This window comes from Mycobacterium sp., assembly GCF_052144515.1.
Taxonomy (GTDB): domain Bacteria; phylum Actinomycetota; class Actinomycetes; order Mycobacteriales; family Mycobacteriaceae; genus Mycobacterium.
This window is the reverse complement of record NZ_JBKQQD010000554.1, coordinates 20,577-38,565: the sequence shown is the minus strand read 5'-3', so window position 1 is coordinate 38,565 and position 17,989 is coordinate 20,577. Positions and strand designations below refer to the sequence as shown.

The following is a 17,989-nucleotide window of genomic DNA, read 5'->3' as shown; positions in this document are numbered from 1 at the left end:
GGCCCGTCAAGCCTTTCCGTTCGCGGTCAACATGGATTCCCTGGGGTCGAACGGGCATCCGCCGCCTTCGATGTGGGCGATGTACTCGTCGCGGAAGTGGTTGATCGACGACGACACCGGGCTGGCTGCGCCATCGCCCAACGCGCAGAACGACTTTCCCAGGATGGCGTCGGCGATATCCAACAGCTTGTCCAGATCCTCATGAGTGCCCTTGCCGGTTTCCAGCCGTTCGTAGATCTGGTCCAGCCAGAAGGTGCCCTCCCGGCACGGCGTGCATTTCCCACACGACTCGTGCTTGTAGAACTCGGTCCAGCGCCACACCGCGCGCACCACGCACGTGGTTTCGTCGAAGATCTCCAGCGCCTTGGTGCCCAGCATCGAACCGGCCGCACCCACGCCCTCGTAGTCCAGCGGCACGTCCAGGTGCTCAGCGGTGAGTAATGGTGTTGAGGACCCGCCGGGTGTCCAGAACTTCAGCTGGTGGCCGGCGCGCACGCCGCCGGCGTAGTCGAGCAACTCACGCAGCGTGATACCCAGGGGAGCCTCGTACTGGCCTGGGCGGGTGACGTGTCCGGACAGCGAATACAGCGTGAACCCAGGCGATTTCTCGGTGCCCATGGACCGAAACCAGTCGACGCCGTTGAGAATGATCGACGGCACACTGGCGATGGTTTCGACGTTGTTGATCACCGTGGGGCAGCCGTACAGCCCGGCGACTGCGGGGAAGGGCGGGCGCAGCCGCGGCTGGCCGCGTCGGCCCTCCAGCGAATCGAGCAGCGCGGTCTCCTCGCCGCAGATGTAGGCGCCCGCGCCGGCGTGTACCACCAATTCCAGGTCGTAGCCGGAACCGTTGATGTTGCGGCCCAGGAAGCCCGCGGCATACGCCTCGGCCACCGCGTTCTGCAACCGGCGCAACACCGGCAGCACCTCACCGCGCACGTAGATGAAGGCGTGGCTGGCGCGGATCGCATAGGAGGCGATGATGACACCTTCGACAAGCATGTGCGGTGTCGCCAGCATAAGCGGAATGTCTTTGCACGTACCGGGTTCCGACTCGTCGGCATTGACCACCAGGTAGTGCGGCTTGGCGGCGGCACCGGTAGCGCCCTGCGGAATGAACGACCACTTCGTGCCGGCGGAGAAGCCCGCACCGCCGCGCCCGCGCAGACCCGAGTCCTTGACGGCCCCGATCACCGCGTCGGGCTCCATCGCCAATGCCTTCTGCAGGGCCTGGTAGCCCCTATACCGATCCTGGCGTTGATAGGTCGCCAGGGTCCACGACTCGGGGTCGTCCCAGTACCGGCTGATCACCGGGGTCAAAGGTGTGGTCATGACTGACCTTCCGGGGCTTCCGGACTAGGGGGTGCCTCCATGCCCTGCTCCTTCGCCACTCGCAGGCCGGCCAACGTGGCCGCACCGGCGCCGCCCTGGCCTTGGTCGGGGCGCTCGTCGCGCAGGCCCGCCAGGATCCGCGACGTCTGGCGGAAGCCGCACAGCGGCGCGCCGCGGGTGGGCGCCTTGGGATTGCCGGCGCGCAGCGAGTCGACGAGTTCGCGCGCCGACTCCGGCGTCTGGTTGTCGAAGAACTCCCAGTTGACCATCACCACCGGCGCGAAGTCACAGGCCGCGTTGCACTCGATGTGCTGCAACGTGACAGACCCGTCGGAGGTGGTCTGGTCGTTGCCGATGCCGAGATGCTCTTTGAGGTCTTCGAATATGGCGTCGCCGCCCATGACCGCGCACAGCGTGTTGGTGCAGACGCCGACCAGGTATTCGCCGGTGGGGCCGCGGCGGTACATGGTGTAGAAGGTCGCCACCGCCGACACCTGCGCGCTAGTCAGACCGAGCTGGTCAGCGCAGAATTCGAATCCCGCCGGGGTGATGTAGGAGTCCTCGCCCTGCACCAGGTGCAGCAACGGCAGAAGCGCCGAGCCCTTGTTGGGGTAACGGCCGATGATCTCTTTCGCCTCGACCTCGAGCCGCGCCTGTACGTCGGGTGAATACGACTGGGGGGCATCCTCGACGACGAACTGGTTGGCCTCTTCGGGTGGCGGTCCGAGCCGGATGAATAGCCGCTCGCCGCTGCCGGGAGTGGCCGTCATCGGTCGACCCCGCCCATGACCGGGTCGATGCTCGCGACCGCGGCGATCAGGTCGGCGACCATCCCGCCCTCGCCCATCGCGGCGACCGACTGCAGGTTGGTGAATGACGGATCCCGGTAGTGCACGCGGTAGGGGCGGGTACCGCCGTCGCTGACCATGTGCACGCCGAGCTCTCCGCGCGGGGATTCGACGGCCACGTAGACCTGGCCGGCCGGAACCCGGATGCCCTCGGTGACGAGTTTGAAGTGGTGGATCAGTGCCTCCATCGAGCTGCCCATGATCTTGGCGATGTGCTCCGGCGAGTTGCCCATGCCGTCGGGGCCCACCTTCAGGTCGGCGGGCCAGGCGATCTTACGGTCCTCGATCATGGTCGGGCCCGGCTGCAACTTGTCCAGGCACTGCTCGACGATCTTGATCGACTCCCACATCTCTTTGACGCGAATGATGTAGCGCCCATAGGCATCACACCCGTCGTCGGTGATCACGTCGAACTCGTAATTCTCGTATCCGCAGTAGGGCTCGCTTTTGCGCAGGTCGTGGGGCAATCCGGTGGAACGCAGGATCGGGCCGGTGATTCCCAGCGCCATGCAGCCGGCCAGGTCCAGGTAGCCGACGCCTTCGGTGCGGGCCTTCCAGATGGCGTTCTCGTTGAGCAGCTCGCCCATTTCGCGCAGGACTACGCGCAACTTCTTCAGGGCTTCCGCGATCTCGGTCTTCGCGTCCGGCGGTAGGTCCTGCGCCACGCCGCCGGGCCGGATGTAGGCGCTGTTCATCCGCAGACCGCTGATCGACTCGAACAGGGTGAGGATGATCTCGCGTCCCCGGAAGCCGACGAACATCGGTGTCATCGCACCCAGTTCCATGCCGCCGGTCGCCAACGCGACCAGATGTGACGAGATCCGGTTGAGCTCCATCATCATCACCCGGATGACGTCGACCCGCTCCGGGATCTCGTCGGTGATGCCGAGCAGCTTCTCCACACCCAGGCAGTAGGCGGTCTCGTTGAAAAACGGTGCCAGGTAATCCATCCGGGTCACGAAGGTGACGCCCTGCGTCCAGTAGCGGTACTCGAGGTTTTTCTCGATTCCGGTGTGCAGGTAGCCGATTCCGCATCGGACCTCGGTGACCGTTTCGCCCTCGATCTCGAGGATCAGCCGCAGCACGCCGTGGGTGGACGGGTGCTGGGGCCCCATGTTGACGACGATGCGCTCGCCGGGATCTGCCTTGCGGGCGGCGTCGACGATCTGCTCCCAGTCCTGGCCGCCGGCGACCAAGACGGTTTCGGTTTCGGTCATCTTTGATCTTTTTCCGACATCAGTTGTAGGCTCTCCGCTCGTCGGGCGGGGGTATCTGTGCGCCCTTGTATTCGACTGGGATTCCGCCGAGTGGGTAGTCCTTGCGTTGTGGATGTCCGTGCCAGTCGTCGGGCATCTCGATTCTGGTCAGCGACGGGTGCCCGTCGAAGATGATCCCGAAGAAGTCGTAGGTCTCGCGCTCGTGCCAGTCGTTGGTCGGGTAGATCCCGAACAGCGACGGGATATGCGGATCACTGTCCGGCGCAGACACTTCCAGCCGGAGCCGACGGTTGTGGGTGATCGACTGCAGCGGATACACGGCGTGCAGTTCCCGGCCCGTCTCGTGCGGGTAGTGCACCCCGTTGACGCCCAGGCACATCTCGAAGCGCAACTCCGGTTCGTCGCGAAGACGCTCGGCGACTTGGGTCAGCAGTTCGCGGCGGACGTGCAGGGTCAGCTCGTTGCGGTCCACGACGACCGTCTCGATCGCGTCGTCGAATTCGACTCCGCCGCGCCGCAATGCCTCGGCCAGCCGGTCGGCGATGTCGTCGAAGTAGCCGCCATACGGTCGCGGGCTGCCGGCCGGGAGGGTGATCTCGCGCACCAGCCTGCCGTAGCCGGTGGTGTCGCCACTGCCGGCGACGCCGAACATGCCGTGGCGGACGTTGATCACTTCGCCCCCGGTAGCCGGGGTTCCTCCCACTTCGGCGGCGGCCTGCTTCGGGTCCTGATCCGGTGAGCTCATCGCAGAAGTCCGTGCATCTCGATCGTGGGCCTGGCGGACAGCGCGGCCTGCTCGGCCTCGGCGATGGCCTGCTCCCGGTTGACGCCCAACGGCATTTCCTGAATCTTCTCGTGCAGCTTGAGGATTGCGTGCAACAGCATCTCCGGGCGCGGCGGGCAGCCGGGCAGGTAGATGTCCACCGGAACGACGTGGTCGACGCCCTGCACGATCGCGTAGTTGTTGAACATGCCGCCCGACGACGCGCACACACCCATGGCCAGAACCCATTTCGGCTCGCCCATCTGGTCATAGATCTGACGCAACACCGGCGCCATTTTCTGGCTGACCCGCCCGGCCACGATCATCAGATCGGCCTGCCGGGGTGTCGCCGAGAATCGCTCCATCCCGAACCGAGCTATGTCAAACCTCGGCCCGGCGGTCGCCATCATCTCGATCGCGCAGCAGGCCAACCCGAACGTCGCCGGCCACAGCGAGTTCTTGCGGACGTAGCCGGCCACCTTCTCGACAGTTGACAGCAGGATGCCACCGGGCAGCTGTTCTTCCAGGCCCACGTCTTACCTCAATCCCAGGTCAGGCCCCCGCGGCGCCACACGTAGGCGTAGGCCACGAAGACCGTGAGCATGAACACCACCATTTCGACCAGTGCGAACGTCCCGAGGGCGTCGTAGCTGACCGCCCAGGGATACAAGAACACGATTTCGATGTCGAAAACGATAAATAGCATTGCGGTCAGGTAATACTTCACCGGGAACCGCTGCCCGGCTGTCGCGTTCGGGCCGCTGACCGGCGTCTCGGTGGGCTCGATTCCACATTCGTAGGCCGCCAGCTTGGACCGGTTGTATCTCCTCGGGCCGACGAGGCTCGCGATCGCAACCGAGCCCACGGCAAACGCGGCGGCGATCCCTCCGAGAACCAGGATGGGTAGGTAGGCGTTCAACTCGCTCCATGATCCGTCGTACGGGCCGCCGTGGCGGCGGCCGGGCGGGTGACCGGGCTGCTGTGACGGACCGGGCTTGTGGGCCGCCGCAGTGACCTTCAAGATAGCGTCGCGACGGGCGGAGCCCGTCCTCGGGGTCGGCTCATGATCCAACGCCCGCGGAGGTTGCGCAAAGCGAACGGAATTTGCTTCGAAACCCCAACAGTTGGGGGTACCGCGGAATACCATGATGAGCTCGGTGCTTGGGCCGGTGCCGAGACCTGCTGGCTGCACGAATAGAGGCGGGGCGTGCTGATGGATTTTTTGGTACTACGGCCCGAGGTGAACTCGTCGCGGATGTTCTCCGGCACGGGTTCGGGGTCGATGCTGGCGGCGGCACGTGCCTGGGACGGGTTGGCCGCCGAGTTGGAGTCGGCGGCGACCTCGTTCGGGTCGGTGGTGTCGGGCGTGACGAGTGGGCCCTGGCAGGGTCCGTCGGCCGCGGCGATGCGGGCGGCCGCCGCTCCGTATGTGGCCTGGCTGACCGCGGCGACTTCCCGGGCCGAGCAGTCGGCCACCCAGATCCGGGCGGCGGCCGGGGCGTTCGAGGCGGCGTTTGCCGCGACGGTACATCCGGCGGTGGTCGCGGCCAACCGCGCCCAACTGGTGTCGCTGGTCAGGTCGAACCTGCTCGGGCTGAACGCTCCGGCGATCGCGGCGATCGAGGCCGACTACGAGCAGATGTGGGCCCAGGACGTCGCTGCGATGGTGGGCTATCACGGGGCGGTCTCAGCGGCCGTAGGCCAACTGATGCCCTGGCAACAGGCGGCGCAAACCGTGTCGACCCAGGCTCTTGGGTCAGTGGGCTCACTGGGCTCGTTGGACGCATACACCGGCACCCGCATCACCGTTGCTCCCGCGTACATCTTTGAGAACCAGCCGCTGATTGCGCCCCTTTTGAATCTGCCGTCGTATTCAGTCCTCAGTTCAGGGGTTGGTGAGAATTGGTTCCCCGCCACCACGCCGGAAGTGGTGAATTACCCGGCCACCGCCGGACTCCTCAGCGGTTTTTTCAAACCCACCGCCGACCAATCGATGGCCATCGGCCAGAAGGCGCTGAACACCGACATCCTCAACGCCACCAGCAACGGCCAGTCGGTGGTGGTAGCGGGCGAGTCGATGGGCTCGATGGTGATCGACCGCGAGGAAGCCTATCTGTTCACCCAATCCAACGCGCCCTCGCCGAACCAGGTGACATTCGTCGAATTCTCCAACCCCGAGCGTGGCCTGGCCGACACCTACCTGCCCGCCGGCATCCATGTCCCGCTCCTCGGATACACCGTGGAAAACCCGCCGGTGACCCCGTACAACACGACGATCGTCTACCACCAGTACGAAGGTTTCGCCGATCCTCCCGACCGCCCCTGGAACCTGCTGGCCGACGCGAACGCCGTCATGGGCGTGAACCACTACCACCTCTACACGGAGTTCACCTCGCAAACACAGGTCGTCGAGGTGGGGTCCCCGGTGACGAACTTAGCGGGTGGGACCACGACCACCTACATGGTCCCGGCAACGATCCTTCCGCTGCTGCTGCCACTGCAAACGTTCGGTGTGCCGGCGCCGATTATCGACCACCTGAACAGCGTGCTGACGCCCATGGTCAACGAGGGCTATTCACAGTACGACCCGGGGGGTGGCGCGTACGTCAGTCACGGCAAGTTGGTGTGGCCGAGTTAGCCGATCAGCTATTGCACCGGGGCGCGTAGCAGCCCGAGCACCGTCCGGCCCAGCACGATGGGGTCGATGGGATGGGACACCGAGGCCTCGGCGCGCGACCACGTGGCCAGCCAGGCATCGTCTGGGCGTCCGGTGAGCACCAGAATCGGTGGGCACACCGCGAGTTCGTCTTTCAGCTGTTTGGCAATCCCCATGCCACCGGTCGGCGTCGCCTCCCCGTCCAGGATGGCCAGATCGATACCGCCGGCATCCATCTGCTGTATCACCATCGGGCCGGTCGCCACCTGGACGTAGCTCAGCTCGGGCAGATCCGGATGCAGGTGTTTGCCCAAGGCCCGCATCACGTCTTCGCGGGTCTTGACGTTGTTGCTGTAGACGAGGATCCGCAGGGCTAATGACGAATCGGGGCTCGAATCGGGCACGGTGCCGATGCTACTGGTTTCCGCCCGGCCTCATCGGGTCGCCCGCGCGAAGATGGTGTCTGTTCGACACGCCGGCCATGTCGGGATCGAGGAGCAGTGTTTCCAGCGTCGTCATGGTCGCTCCTAATCACCCTTAGTCACCTAGTCGAGGTTTCAGTCGAGCAGCGGGCCGATCCCCGCGGGGTCGAAGTATTCGTCGATCCGGTTGATCAGGCCGTCTGCGCCTACCTTGATCACGATGCAGACCCGCAATGAGATCGATTGTCCGGCTTGCCCGGTGGCGTGCAAGATGTGCTGCTGAACGAAGCCCCGGACGGATCCGTTGTCGAACAACTGACGATCGAGGATCTGGTAGCTGCGCTCGGTGGTGGTGGTGATGAACCAGTCGATGACGCGTAGCGCGCGAGCCTTGTCGTCGTCGCGGCGCGCGCCCACCCGCCAGACGGCGATGTCGGCGCTCCACAGCCGGTCAACCGCTGCCATGTCGCTTTTCTCGATCGCCGCGAACAGGCGGTCGGCCACATCGAGGATGGTCTCGGCAGAGCTGGCAGAAATAGAGGTCACGGGACTGGCTCCTTTTCGCTGTCGTACCCGGGATGCGCGACGGCTAATCGACGTCGCACCAGCATCCGCAGACAGGCGGTGATGTCCGGGCCGGGGGGGTCCGCCAGCTCGCCGGCCCGGATGGCGGCGGCGAGCCCGGCCTCATCGGCGAAGCCCAGGCCGGCCAGCGCGGCGCGAACGTCCGAGTCACCTGCGTCGAGCAGCTCGCGTTCAACGATGCGCAACGCATTGGCGGCGACCCTGGCGTGGAAATTGACCTGACCGCTGGTCGCCTGCCGGACATCGCCTTCGAGGAATTCGGCGACGGCCGCGACCAGCTCGGCCGCCGTCGGCCGCCCGTGCAGCGGGTCATCGGACGGCGCCTGTGCGGGTTCTGCGGGCGCTGCCCGGCCCGCATCGAGCAGGTCGAGCAGGTCCCACTCGGTCTCGCACACCCGGCGGCCGATGGTCGCCAGCTCCACCGAGCGGACCTGTCCGCTCAGATGACGCTCCGCCTGGTACCGGCAGATGACGCCCCAGCGCAGGGTGGCCAACACCAGCCACCAGTGAAAAGCCTCGCGATCGACGGCAGTCCGGCTGGCTTCCTCGTAAGCCCGCAGGAAGCTGTCGATGCTGCCGAGCCCCCCGGCGCCTAGGCTTGCCGGAGCGCCGAACCGCCACGCCCGGATGCAGAACCACGCCAGGTCTTCGTATGCCTCGCCGACGTGTACCAGCTCCCAGTCGAGGACGGCGGCGAGGTCGGATCCATCGACGATCAGGTTTCCCATCCGGAAGTCGCCGTGCACCAGAACCGGGGGCGACGACAAGGACACTCGCGACCGTCGGGTCGCGAGCCAGCGAAACCCCCACTCGAAAGTGGCGGTGGTGTCACGCATGGCATCGAGGCGCGCGCGCCATGCCGCCAGCTGGTCCTCGCGAGTCAGGCCGGGGTCGCTGGCGTCGGCGCGGTGGATGGCGGCCAGCGCCTGCGCGCACTGTCGCAGCAACCGCGCGCGGCCCGCGTGCCCGTCAGCCGCATCGAGCTGACGCTGGATACGCCGGACGATGGTCTCGCCCTTGATCTCGTTGCAGACGAGAAACGGGTTGCCCAGTGCGGCAGGCGAATCGTCGGCAACGAGTACGTTCGGTACGGGTGCGCCGGCCGCCGCGGCGACGGCCTGGGCACGGGCTTCGAGTTCCATGCCGGCGTGGATGTCGTCGGGCGGCCCGGTGCGCAGGATCAGCGACCGGCGCCGGCCGCCCGTGACCGCGTCGAAGGCCCAGGTTCCGCGGCTGGCCCCACCGGTGAGTGCGCGGAGGTTCTCGATCGCCACATCTCCCGGTCTGAAGGCGCCCAGTACCGGGCCCAGCACCGCGGGCAAGCGGTCTTGCAGGGTCACTTCTTGCCGAACTTGAACAGTCGCTGCGCCACCCGCCGAATCTGAATCTCCTCGGCGCCCTCGGTGATCCGGTAGCGACGGTGATGGCGGTAGATGTGCTCGAAGGGCTCGTGACGGCTGTAACCGAGGCCGCCGAAGATCTGCATGGCGCGGTCGGCGGCGTCGCAGACCAATCGGTTGGCGCGGTAGTTCGCCATCGATACCTTGTCGGAGACCTCCATGTGGTGGTCACGGTCCAAATGCCAGGCCGCGTAGTGCACCAGCAATCGCACCATTTGCGCTTCGGTGTGCAGCTCCGCCAGCGGCCATTGCACGGCCTGGTTGACCGACAACGGTTTGCCGAACACGATGCGCTTCGCAGCGTAGTCGGCGGCGCGATCGATGCAGTATTGCGCCGCGCCGAGGCTGCTGGCGGCCTGACGAATCCGGTTCTCGTGCAGGAAGGTTTGTGCGACCTCCAAGCCGCGATCCACCTCGCCGAGCACCGCGTCGGCGGGCACCCGCACATCGTTCAACTCGACCTCGCCATGGTCGGTGGGCATATTGAACGTCCACCAGTAGTACGGGACGCTGAACCCGTCTGCGTCGGTGGGGACGAGGAACGCGGTGATGCCCCGGGCCTGCCCCGGCTCACCGGAGGTGCGGGCGAAAATCAGGTCGTGGGTCGCGCGGTGGACGCCGGTGTTGAACCGCTTGGAGCCGTTGATCACCCAGCTGTCGCCGTCCGGTTCGGCGTGGGTTTCCAGCCAGGTCGCGTCGGAGCCGTGCTGTGGTTCGGTGAGGCCGAACGCCATGGAGCGTTCCCCGGTGATCAACGCCTCCGACCAAAGGCGGCGTTGCTCGTCGGTGCCGAAACGCTCCATCATGATCACCTGCGGGAAGTTGCCGACGATCGATGATTCGTTCTGCAGGTCGTTGTGCAGGCCGAGCCCCTTGTGCGCCAAGTGTTCCCGGATGACGGCCATGTCCACGTTGGTGCCGTCGCGGCCGCCAAGCGACGCCGGCAATCCGTAACGCAGCCAGCCCGCCCGGTCGGCTCGTTTGCGCATCTCGACGAGCAGATCCTCCCACTCCCGCGACGGGATGCCGTCGTTGTCCCAATCCGTGCGGGCATGCTCTCGACGCTGGTCGAAGTACTGCATGTTGTCGGCCTGCAGCGGAGCGATCTCGCGTTCGATAAAGGCATCCATCTCGGCGAGTAGCCCCGGAAGGTGTTCTGGCAGTGCGAAATCCACTTGTCTCTCCTAAGAGCTCCCTAGATTGCCGTACAGAGTTTTCTTCCAGACCGTCGACAAGGTGGTGATCGCGTCCTCGTCGCCGATTTCCAGGCGTAGGCCTTCCGGTCCGGAGCGGCCGACGAACACGGTGGTGAAGTTCTCGAACAACAAGGCGATAGCGGCTGCGGTGTGCTCGGGATGCAGTTCGCGACCGTAGCCCTGCTCCTGAGCGTGTCGCACCGATGCGGCGACGATGTCCATGCCGAAACGCCGAAATTCATTCTGGACAAGGGCGAATCGCTGCTGGGTAGCGGCCAGCTGCGCCACCGCGATCATGATGCCGATGTTCTGTTTGAACATGTTCCAGTAGCCGGTGACCACCGAGGTGAAGAACTCACTGTCATCGGGGGAGTCTGGTAACGCGACACTCGACCCGGAGGGCGTGACGACATCACGGAGAAATGATTCCGCGAGGGCGGCCAGCAGGTCCTCCTTGTCATCGAAATACCGATAGAACACCGCCGGCGACCTGCCCGCGGCTGACGTGATGTCGGCCAGAGTGGTACCGTGAAAGCCCCGTTCGGCGAACAGCTTTCGCGCCGCCTGCTCGATGGCCTGCCTGGTTTGGCGGCCCTTCGAGGTGAGGATCTCGGCGGGCATCAGGCCTGGATCCGGTCGCCGGCGTGCAGCAGAGCGCTCGGCAGGTCATGGCCGACAAGAGATTTCGCGACTTCCGCTGCGGCGATGGCGGCCTGCAGGTCGACGTCGACACCGATGTCGCTGTCACGCAGCAGGTACACCAGATCTTCGGTGGCGATGTTGCCGGTGGCGCCCGGTGCGAACGGGCAGCCGCCCAGCCCACCGACCGAGGCGTCCAACCGGGTGACACCGGAGCTGACCGCCGCATAGGCACTGGCCAGCCCCGCCCCCCGGGTGTTGTGGAAATGTCCACCCAGCGGCATGTCGCCGATCACCGGACGCACTTGGGAGATCAGCGAACTCACCCGTCGCGGGGTGGTGGTGCCGATCGTGTCGGCGATGGAGAACCGGTCGACCCCCCGATCGCGGGCGACCGCGGCGATGTCGAGTACCCGCTGCGGCGCGGTGGGCCCTTCGAACGGGCAGTCCCATGCGGTGGCGACAACGACCTCGACGGTGACGTCGCTGTGGTGCGCGATGGCGACGATCTCTTCGATCTGCTCGGTGGCCGCGGCACTGGTGCGCCCGACATTGGCCTCGCTGAACGTGTCGCTGGCGGCTACCACGTACTCGATCGACCGCAACCCCGCGGAAACCGCCCGCTTGGCGCCATTCGGACTGGCCGCCAATGCGGAGAACTCGATCTCGGGGTAGTTGTGCAGCTCTGCGGCCAGGTCGGCGGCATCGGCCATCGACGGCACCTTCGACGGCGACACGAACGCCGTGGCCTCCACCTCGCGCACCCCGGTGGCGGCTACCGCGGCCAGCAGTTCCAGCTTGGCCGACAACGGGATTGGCTTTTCGATCTGCAGGCCGTCGCGCAGCGATACCTCGCGAATAGTCACGTGTGTCATGTGCACCGCTCCTCCTCATCGCTGCGCTCTGCATCGTCGTCGGTGCGGGAGTTCACAGCACCTCCTCGGCGCGCAACTGTTCGAGCTCCTCGGTGGACTTGCGCAGCAGCCCAATATAGACGTCGTCGTTGTGTTGTCCCGGTCGCGCCGGGCCGGCGTTGCGGACACTGCCCGGCGATTCGGAGAGCACCGGCACGATTCCCGGGCCCAGTACGGGTCGTTCGACGCGTTCATCGAAGTGTTCGACCAGCATGCCGCGCGCGCGCAGCTGTGGGTCGTTGACGACCTCGGCGACGGTGTTGATCGGCCCCGCGATCACCCCTGCGGCGGAGAGTGTTTCGATGATCTCGCCGGGTTGCCGCTCGGCGGCCCACCCACCGATGATCTTGTCGAGTTCGTCTTGATTGCGTCCGCGAGCCCCGTGCGTGGCAAACCGGTCGTCGGTGGCCAGTTCGGGACGTCCCATCGCCGCGCAGAGCCGGACGAAAACGGTGTCCTGGTTGGCGGCGATCACCACCCAGGAGCCGTCGGCGCTGCGGTAGATGTTGGACGGCGCGATACCCTCCAGCCGGGTGCCCGACGGTCCGCGTACGACGCCACCGAGGTCGTAGTCGGGAATCGTCGATTCCTGCACAGCCAAGCAAGATTCGGTCAGCGCGACGTCGACCACCTGGCCACGGCCGGTGACGCTGCGCCGGTAGAGCGCGGCCAGCGCGCCCTGGGCGCCGAACATGCCGGCCAGGCTGTCGCCCAGTGACAGCGCCAGCCGGGGCGGCGGGCCGCCGGGGAAACCGTTGAGGTGCCGCAGCCCACTGGCCGCTTCGGCCACCGAGGCGTAACCGGCCTTATGGGCCTCGGGCCCGGTCTGCCCGTAGCCGGACACCCGGACCAGGATGATGCCCGAGTTGCGTTCGGACAGCACGTCGTAGCCAAGGTTCCACTTTTCCAGCGTGCCGGGCCGGAAGTTCTCCACCACGATGTCGGATTTCTCGACGAGATCGAGGAACAGCTCGCGGCCACGCGGCCGGCGCAGATCGAGGGTGATGCCCCTCTTGTTGCGCGCGTGCACGGTCCAGAAGACGTGGTGTCCGCCGAGCTCGGCCTGGCCCCAGGTGCGCAACGGATCTGGGGCGCCGGGCGGTTCCACCTTGATGACGTCGGCGCCCATGTCGCCGAGCAGCCGGCCGGTGAACGGTCCGGCGATCAGGGTGCCCAGCTCGAGCACTCGGATCCCATCCAACGCCCCCGTCACGCGCCGCTCTCCCCCGCAAGCGGGAGGTGCCCCCACCTCATCGCTTTGGCTCTGCATCGTCGCCGGCGGGTGTCATTCGGCGCCCGCGAAGTCGTGGCGGACCAGCCACTCGGTGACGATGTCGACGGCCTGACGCAGCTTGTCGCGCTGATCCGGGCCCGCGTAATAGTGTGTGGCGCCCGGAATTTCGTGCATCTCCTTGTCGGGGTTTCCGATCGCCTCGAATAGCCGCCGGGTGTGGCTGGGCGTGCACGCATCGTCGGCCAGGTTGCCGATCACCAGCGCCGGGATCGCGATATCGGGGCCGCAGGCCACCGCATCACCCTTGGCTTCGTCGTAACTCCACTGCGACAGCCAGCCACGCAATGTCGAGAAGCGGCCCAGCCCAACGGGACTCATGTTCACCACTTGAGGATCACCGAGATAACACGTCCCCGGCGCGCGTTCGTTAGGGTCGACCGCGGGATCCAGCCACCGCGGGTCGGCCATCGTGCCGTGCACGACGAACCCGAACTCGTCATCCGGGCGCCCGGCCGCTTCGAGCTCGGCGAGTTTGTCTTTGACCCACGCCGTGATGCGGCGGTTGCGGTCGATTTGAGCTTGCCGGTAGCGCTCCAGAAACTCCTCGCTGTACGGCGGCTGGTTGGGGTTGTCCGGGTTGTAGAGGTCGAGCTCGGGATCGCGCTTGGTAGGGTCGGATTCGTCGAGGATGGACGCGTCCAGCCATTCGGTGAGTGTGCCGTGCCGGCTGATGTGCGCGGCCAGCAGCATGATGCCGTCGGCGGGGATCAAGTCCAGCCGAGTCAGGTCGGGGCCGTCGCCCGACGGGCTGGACGTGATCGTGGCGTGCTGGGCCTGCTGCTGGTAAAACACCGACAGCGAACCGCCGCCACTCCACCCCGCCAGCACCACCTTGGCGTAGCCCAGCCGGTTTTTGGCGTCCTTGATGCACTCGCCGAGATCCTCGACCACCTTCTCCATCAGCAGCGCCGAATCCGTGCCGCGGAACCGGCTGTTGCAGTAAATGACGTGGTGGCCCGCGCGGGCCAGCGCGTTGATGATCGGCAGGTACGCGCCGCCTCCGATCGGGTGCATGAACACCAGCACGGTGTCCGACGGCTTGTCCTTCGGCTTGAGCAGATAGCTTTCCAGCACGGTGATCTCGGCCAGACCGCCGTAGACATCACGGACGCCGGAATTGTTCTGGAAGGCAACCAAATAGGGGATTCGGTCGTAGTCGTACTTGACTGCTTGTTTCATCAATGCTGCCCTAGGTCGTGTGCGAGTACTTCGGCGGACGGTGTCAGTCGCCGGCGGGTGTCGACGGCGATGACCTGCCAGTCGACGCGGAAATGCTCGTCGAACTTGCGGCGCGCTCGTTCGCGCGCCTTCTCCGGCGCGCCGTGGTGAACTCCTTGCGGCGCATGGGTGATCAGGCCCGGCGGCATCGCGATGCCGTAGAGCGAGCCGCCGTGAAAGAAGGCGATCTCGTCGTAGTCGACATTGCGGTGATACCAGGGGGTGCGCTCGGTGCCGGCGACGCCTTCGGCGGGTTTGGGCAAAAAGTTCATCACGTAGACGCCGGTGGCCTGCATGAACAGATGCACTGTCGGCGGCAGGTGGACGCTGTCGGAGGTGATCACGTTGTAGTCGGTGATGTTGAAGGTGAACGGGAAGTTGTCACCGCGCCAGCCCTCGACATCGATCGGATTATGTTGATAGTAAAGCATTGTCGGGCCACCTTCGTGGACGAGCCGGACCTCGTATTCGTCGCGGCCATCGTCCTCGATTGGCTCCGGTTCGGGGATGGTGGCCTGCGACGGGTCGAATGGGAAGTGCCGGCCCAACGGGCCGGGCGGCGGTACCCGGAATTCGTCGCTGGCTTCGATCATCAGCAGCGTGGTCGCCTCGTTTGTTGAGGCGTCGGGGACCTGACGCCAGGTGCACGCCTTCGGGATGTAGACCCAGTCGCCCTCGCGGTAGCGCAGCGGCCCGAACTCGGTTTCCAGCAGACCGGCACCCTGGTGCACGAAACACAACAGGTCCCCGTCGACATGGCGGGTGTAGAACGGCATCGGCTCGTGGCGGCGGCTCAGCAGGATGCGGCAGTCGGGGTTGCTGAACATCAGCAACGGCCCACCGTTGGCGTCGGCGGCGTCGTCGGGTTTGAGCTCGCTGGACAGCACGTCGACGGGGCGCAGCGGACCGACCGACCGGTAGGCGGTGGGGTCGTGGCGGCGGTAGACGTTGGCGGTGCGGCCGGTGAACCCGCCCCGGCCTAGCTCGTCGTCCTTGAGTCCGCCCAAATCGGCATGCAGTCGGTGTGGCGTCGTTCCTTTTCGCAGGTGGACAAAGGATTCCATGGATTACTCCCTGGGATGTCAGGCTCGGCACATAAAACTGAAAGTGATATTACTTTTTCTTTTGCGCCTACACAAGGGGCCCTCGCGAGGGCGGCCGCGCAATTTGCTCGTGTCACATTTCCTTCCAAGCCAGCTTGTGCTTTGATTCCCGACGGGGTTCGCCAACCGACCTAGGAGGTAAGCAATGAAGCACACCGCCTTCCTGACGTATCCGCTTCTCGTGACGGCGCTCACGGCGCTCAGTGTGGGCGGTTGCTCGTCACAGGGAACGAACACCTCCCAGTCCTCGGGCCAGTCTTCCGGTCAGGCCACAGGTCAGGCTTCGGGTCAGGCTTCGGGTCAGTCCGGGACCCCGGCAGCGGCGCCGAAGGTCACCGCGACCATCACGGTCGGGAAAAGCCCGGATAGTGTCGCGGTGGATTCGGGGGCCAAGATCGTGTACGTCACCAACTCCGGCGACGACACGGTGTCGGTGATCGACGCGACGTCCAACGCCGTGAAGACCTCGATCAAGGTCGGAAAGAAGCCTGAAGGCATAGCGATTGATTCGCAGGCCAAGAAAGCCATCGTCACCAATGGCGACGATGGTTCGGTCTCGATCATCGACACCGGATCCAATGCCGTAGTCGGGGCACCGATCAAGGTCGGGAAGACGCCCGAGGCGGTGGCGGTGGATCCGGCCAGCCACACCGCCTACGTCGCCAACGAAGACGACGGTTCGGTGTCGGTGATCGACACGGCGGCCGGTACTGTCACCGCCACCATCCCAGTCGGGAAAAAGCCGGATGGTGTGGCCGTGGACCCGGCCACCCAGTCCGTTTACGTCGCCAACGCCGACGACAATTCGATGTCGGTGATCGACATCGCGTCGCGCCAAGTTGCCGCTACCATCCCGGTCGGAAGGGGCCCGGACGATGTGCAGGTGGTCAACGGATCCGCCTACGTCACGACCGCGGGTGACAACGCGCTGTCGGTGATCGACACCGCGTCTCGCAAGGTCACCCAAACCATCCCGGTCGGCAGGACCCCCGACGGATGGGTGGCCGACGCGGGCGCCCACATCGCGTACATCACCAATTCCCAAGACGATTCGATGTCGGTGGTCGACCCTCAAGCCCGCAAGATCACCGCCACCATCAAGGTCGGAAAAGGCCCGGACGGCATCGCATTCGACACCGTCACGCACACCGTCTACACCGCCAACACCGGCGATGGCACGGTATCGGTGATCAGCACCAGCTAGCGGACGCGCAGGACGACTTTGCCCTTGGCGGTGCGATTCTCCAGGGAGGCGACCGCGGCGGCGGCCTCCTCGAGCGGGTAGACGTCCGGCTCGGGCGGAGGCAACTCGCCCGAGCTGAGCAGCCGCTGTAGTCCGGCCCACTGCTCGGCCAGCGCGTCGGCGTGCGATAGGGTCCATGCGCCCCAGCCGACCCCGACCACGTCAATGTTGTTGAGCAGCAATCGGTTTACCTTCACCGTGGGAATCTCACCACCGGTGAAGCCGATCACCAGCAGCCGTCCGCCCGGCGCGAGCGAGCGCAGCGAGTCGGTGAACCGATCGCCCCCGACCGGGTCGACGACCATGTCGACGCCCCGGCCGTCGGTCAACTCCTTCACCGCGTCCTTGAATCCCTCCGCCAGCACCACATCGGTCGCGCCGGCCGCCGTGGCGATCTGGACCTTCTCCTCGGTGCTGACCACCGCGATGGTGCGCGACGCCCCGAGCACCGGCGCCAGCCGCAGCGTCGAGGTCCCGATTCCGCCGGCCGCGCCATGCACCAGCACGGTCTCGCCCTGCTGTAGCCGGCCACGGACACTCAACGCGAAGTACATGGTCAGGTCGTTGAACAGCAGGCCGGCGCCAGCCTCGAAGCTCACATTGTCCGGCAGCTTGAACACTCGGTCGGGCGCCAACACCGCGACCTCGGCCATGCCGCCGGTGAGCATTGTCAGGCCGACGACTCTGTCGCCGGGCCGCACGGCGGCATCGTCCGGTGCGGATCGCACCACCCCTGCGATCTCGGCTCCCAGGATGAAGGGCGGGTCCGGCCGGTACTGGTAGAGGCCGCGGGTGAGCAACGCGTCCGGGAATGCCGCTCCCGCGGCGTGCACGTCGACGACCACCCCGTCGCCCGAGGGCTCGTCCACCTCGACGATCTCGATCCCATCCGGTCCGTCAAGGCGAGTCAACTGTGCCGCGCGCATGCCACCTCCGTCGTCATCGACCAGCGATTCAATAGCCTTTGAAAGCCTACTGGTCGGTTCAGAACCCGCCCGCCACCCGCACTACCGCGCGGCCCGAGAATGCCCCGGTGCGCAGCTGGTCGAGCACGCCGATGACGGCTTTGACGTCGACGTCGCTGGTGATGTCGGCCAGGCGGCGCGGCCGCGACGAATCGCCCAGCCGTGCCCACAGCTCCATGGTTCGACGCTAATCT

Annotated in this window: 18 protein-coding genes and 2 pseudogenes; 2 read left to right on the top strand and 18 right to left on the bottom strand. The window is 66.0% G+C overall.

Annotated features, from left to right (window positions below):
* Positions 1-6: 6 nt before the first annotated feature.
* From nuoF to ACLP9N_RS37745, 6 genes are read right to left on the bottom strand one after another with little or no spacing between them, the layout of a single operon-like run.
* Positions 7-1,332 carry an NADH-quinone oxidoreductase subunit NuoF gene (nuoF, locus tag ACLP9N_RS37770; protein ID WP_442412178.1) on the bottom strand — a complete coding sequence of 442 codons (1,326 nt, stop codon included), beginning with the start codon at positions 1,330-1,332 and terminating at the stop codon, positions 7-9.
* A complete protein-coding gene (nuoE, locus tag ACLP9N_RS37765; protein ID WP_442412177.1) occupies positions 1,329-2,102 on the bottom strand; it encodes an NADH-quinone oxidoreductase subunit NuoE in 774 nt (257 codons plus the stop codon). Before nuoE ends, nuoF begins: the two co-directional genes overlap by 4 nt.
* Positions 2,099-3,397, bottom strand: coding sequence for an NADH dehydrogenase (quinone) subunit D (nuoD, locus tag ACLP9N_RS37760; RefSeq protein ID WP_442412176.1), 1,299 nt, complete (start codon positions 3,395-3,397; stop codon positions 2,099-2,101). Before nuoD ends, nuoE begins: the two co-directional genes overlap by 4 nt.
* 19 nt (positions 3,398-3,416) lie before the next feature.
* Positions 3,417-4,142, bottom strand: a complete 726-nt coding sequence (locus tag ACLP9N_RS37755; RefSeq protein WP_442412175.1) for an NADH-quinone oxidoreductase subunit C — start codon at positions 4,140-4,142, stop codon at positions 3,417-3,419.
* Positions 4,139-4,693, bottom strand: a complete 555-nt coding sequence (locus ACLP9N_RS37750; RefSeq protein WP_442412174.1) for a NuoB/complex I 20 kDa subunit family protein — start codon at positions 4,691-4,693, stop codon at positions 4,139-4,141. The genes ACLP9N_RS37755 and ACLP9N_RS37750 overlap by 4 nt, the downstream gene beginning before the upstream one ends.
* A gap of 8 nt (positions 4,694-4,701) precedes the next feature.
* On the bottom strand, positions 4,702-5,079 hold the full coding sequence (locus ACLP9N_RS37745; RefSeq protein ID WP_442412195.1) for an NADH-quinone oxidoreductase subunit A: 378 nt from the start codon (positions 5,077-5,079) through the stop codon (positions 4,702-4,704).
* 294 nt (positions 5,080-5,373) lie between these two features.
* Here ACLP9N_RS37745 and ACLP9N_RS37740 point away from each other — a divergent pair, with 294 nt between their 5' ends.
* A complete protein-coding gene (locus ACLP9N_RS37740) occupies positions 5,374-6,798 on the top strand; it encodes a PPE family protein (protein WP_442412173.1) in 1,425 nt (474 codons plus the stop codon).
* Between the two features lie 8 nt (positions 6,799-6,806).
* Here ACLP9N_RS37740 and ACLP9N_RS37735 read toward each other — a convergent pair whose 3' ends face one another.
* The 10 genes and pseudogenes from ACLP9N_RS37735 to ACLP9N_RS37690 form a co-directional block, all read right to left on the bottom strand.
* Entirely contained in the window at positions 6,807-7,220 is a 414-nt protein-coding gene (locus ACLP9N_RS37735; RefSeq protein ID WP_442412172.1) for an Rv3143 family two-component system response regulator, read from the bottom strand.
* A 153-nt stretch (positions 7,221-7,373) separates the two neighbouring features.
* Positions 7,374-7,775 (bottom strand): nuclear transport factor 2 family protein, encoded by a 402-nt coding sequence (locus ACLP9N_RS37730; RefSeq protein ID WP_442412194.1) that lies wholly within the window; start codon positions 7,773-7,775, stop codon positions 7,374-7,376.
* A 5-nt stretch (positions 7,776-7,780) separates the two neighbouring features.
* Entirely contained in the window at positions 7,781-9,157 is a 1,377-nt protein-coding gene (locus ACLP9N_RS37725; RefSeq protein WP_442412193.1) for a phosphotransferase family protein, read from the bottom strand.
* A gap of 2 nt (positions 9,158-9,159) precedes the next feature.
* Positions 9,160-10,398, bottom strand: coding sequence for an acyl-CoA dehydrogenase family protein (locus tag ACLP9N_RS37720; protein ID WP_442412171.1), 1,239 nt, complete (start codon positions 10,396-10,398; stop codon positions 9,160-9,162).
* Positions 10,399-10,407: 9 nt separating this feature from the next.
* A complete protein-coding gene (locus tag ACLP9N_RS37715) occupies positions 10,408-11,040 on the bottom strand; it encodes a TetR/AcrR family transcriptional regulator (RefSeq protein ID WP_442412170.1) in 633 nt (210 codons plus the stop codon).
* The gene (locus ACLP9N_RS37710; protein WP_442412169.1) at positions 11,040-11,933 is read right to left on the bottom strand and encodes a hydroxymethylglutaryl-CoA lyase; all 894 of its coding nucleotides are present in this window, start codon (positions 11,931-11,933) and stop codon (positions 11,040-11,042) included. The genes ACLP9N_RS37715 and ACLP9N_RS37710 overlap by 1 nt, the downstream gene beginning before the upstream one ends.
* 52 nt (positions 11,934-11,985) lie before the next feature.
* Complete coding sequence (locus ACLP9N_RS37705) at positions 11,986-13,185, bottom strand: CaiB/BaiF CoA transferase family protein (protein ID WP_442412168.1); 1,200 nt, start codon at positions 13,183-13,185, stop codon at positions 11,986-11,988.
* Positions 13,186-13,187: 2 nt separating this feature from the next.
* Positions 13,188-13,254: pseudogene (locus tag ACLP9N_RS37700) on the bottom strand (hypothetical protein); the annotation flags it as partial.
* Between the two features lie 3 nt (positions 13,255-13,257).
* Positions 13,258-14,445 (bottom strand): alpha/beta fold hydrolase, encoded by a 1,188-nt coding sequence (locus ACLP9N_RS37695; RefSeq protein ID WP_442412167.1) that lies wholly within the window; start codon positions 14,443-14,445, stop codon positions 13,258-13,260.
* Complete coding sequence (locus ACLP9N_RS37690) at positions 14,445-15,548, bottom strand: homogentisate 1,2-dioxygenase (protein WP_442412166.1); 1,104 nt, start codon at positions 15,546-15,548, stop codon at positions 14,445-14,447. The genes ACLP9N_RS37695 and ACLP9N_RS37690 overlap by 1 nt, the downstream gene beginning before the upstream one ends.
* A gap of 184 nt (positions 15,549-15,732) precedes the next feature.
* Here ACLP9N_RS37690 and ACLP9N_RS37685 point away from each other — a divergent pair, with 184 nt between their 5' ends.
* The gene (locus ACLP9N_RS37685; RefSeq protein WP_442412165.1) at positions 15,733-16,791 is read left to right on the top strand and encodes a YVTN family beta-propeller repeat protein; all 1,059 of its coding nucleotides are present in this window, start codon (positions 15,733-15,735) and stop codon (positions 16,789-16,791) included.
* Here ACLP9N_RS37685 and ACLP9N_RS37680 read toward each other — a convergent pair.
* A complete protein-coding gene (locus ACLP9N_RS37680; protein WP_442412164.1) occupies positions 16,788-17,756 on the bottom strand; it encodes an NADPH:quinone oxidoreductase family protein in 969 nt (322 codons plus the stop codon). The genes ACLP9N_RS37685 and ACLP9N_RS37680 overlap by 4 nt on opposite strands.
* Positions 17,757-17,814: 58 nt before the next feature.
* Positions 17,815-17,967, bottom strand: a pseudogene (locus ACLP9N_RS37675) (oxidoreductase); the annotation flags it as partial.
* Positions 17,968-17,989: the final 22 nt, after the last annotated feature.

Bases quoted from the DNA above. Each gene is read 5' to 3' on its own strand.
- nuoF (WP_442412178.1), bottom strand. From the start codon at position 1,332: ATGACCACACCTTTGACCCCGGTGATCAGCCGGTACTGGGACGACCCC.
- nuoE (WP_442412177.1), bottom strand. From the start codon at position 2,102: ATGACGGCCACTCCCGGCAGCGGCGAGCGGCTATTCATCCGGCTCGGA.
- nuoD (WP_442412176.1), bottom strand. From the start codon at position 3,397: ATGACCGAAACCGAAACCGTCTTGGTCGCCGGCGGCCAGGACTGGGAG.
- ACLP9N_RS37755 (WP_442412175.1), bottom strand. From the start codon at position 4,142: ATGAGCTCACCGGATCAGGACCCGAAGCAGGCCGCCGCCGAAGTGGGA.
- ACLP9N_RS37740 (WP_442412173.1), top strand. From the start codon at position 5,374: ATGGATTTTTTGGTACTACGGCCCGAGGTGAACTCGTCGCGGATGTTC.
- ACLP9N_RS37715 (WP_442412170.1), bottom strand. From the start codon at position 11,040: ATGCCCGCCGAGATCCTCACCTCGAAGGGCCGCCAAACCAGGCAGGCC.
- ACLP9N_RS37710 (WP_442412169.1), bottom strand. From the start codon at position 11,933: ATGACACACGTGACTATTCGCGAGGTATCGCTGCGCGACGGCCTGCAG.
- ACLP9N_RS37695 (WP_442412167.1), bottom strand. From the start codon at position 14,445: ATGAAACAAGCAGTCAAGTACGACTACGACCGAATCCCCTATTTGGTT.
- ACLP9N_RS37690 (WP_442412166.1), bottom strand. From the start codon at position 15,548: ATGGAATCCTTTGTCCACCTGCGAAAAGGAACGACGCCACACCGACTG.
- ACLP9N_RS37685 (WP_442412165.1), top strand. From the start codon at position 15,733: ATGAAGCACACCGCCTTCCTGACGTATCCGCTTCTCGTGACGGCGCTC.
- ACLP9N_RS37680 (WP_442412164.1), bottom strand. From the start codon at position 17,756: ATGCGCGCGGCACAGTTGACTCGCCTTGACGGACCGGATGGGATCGAG.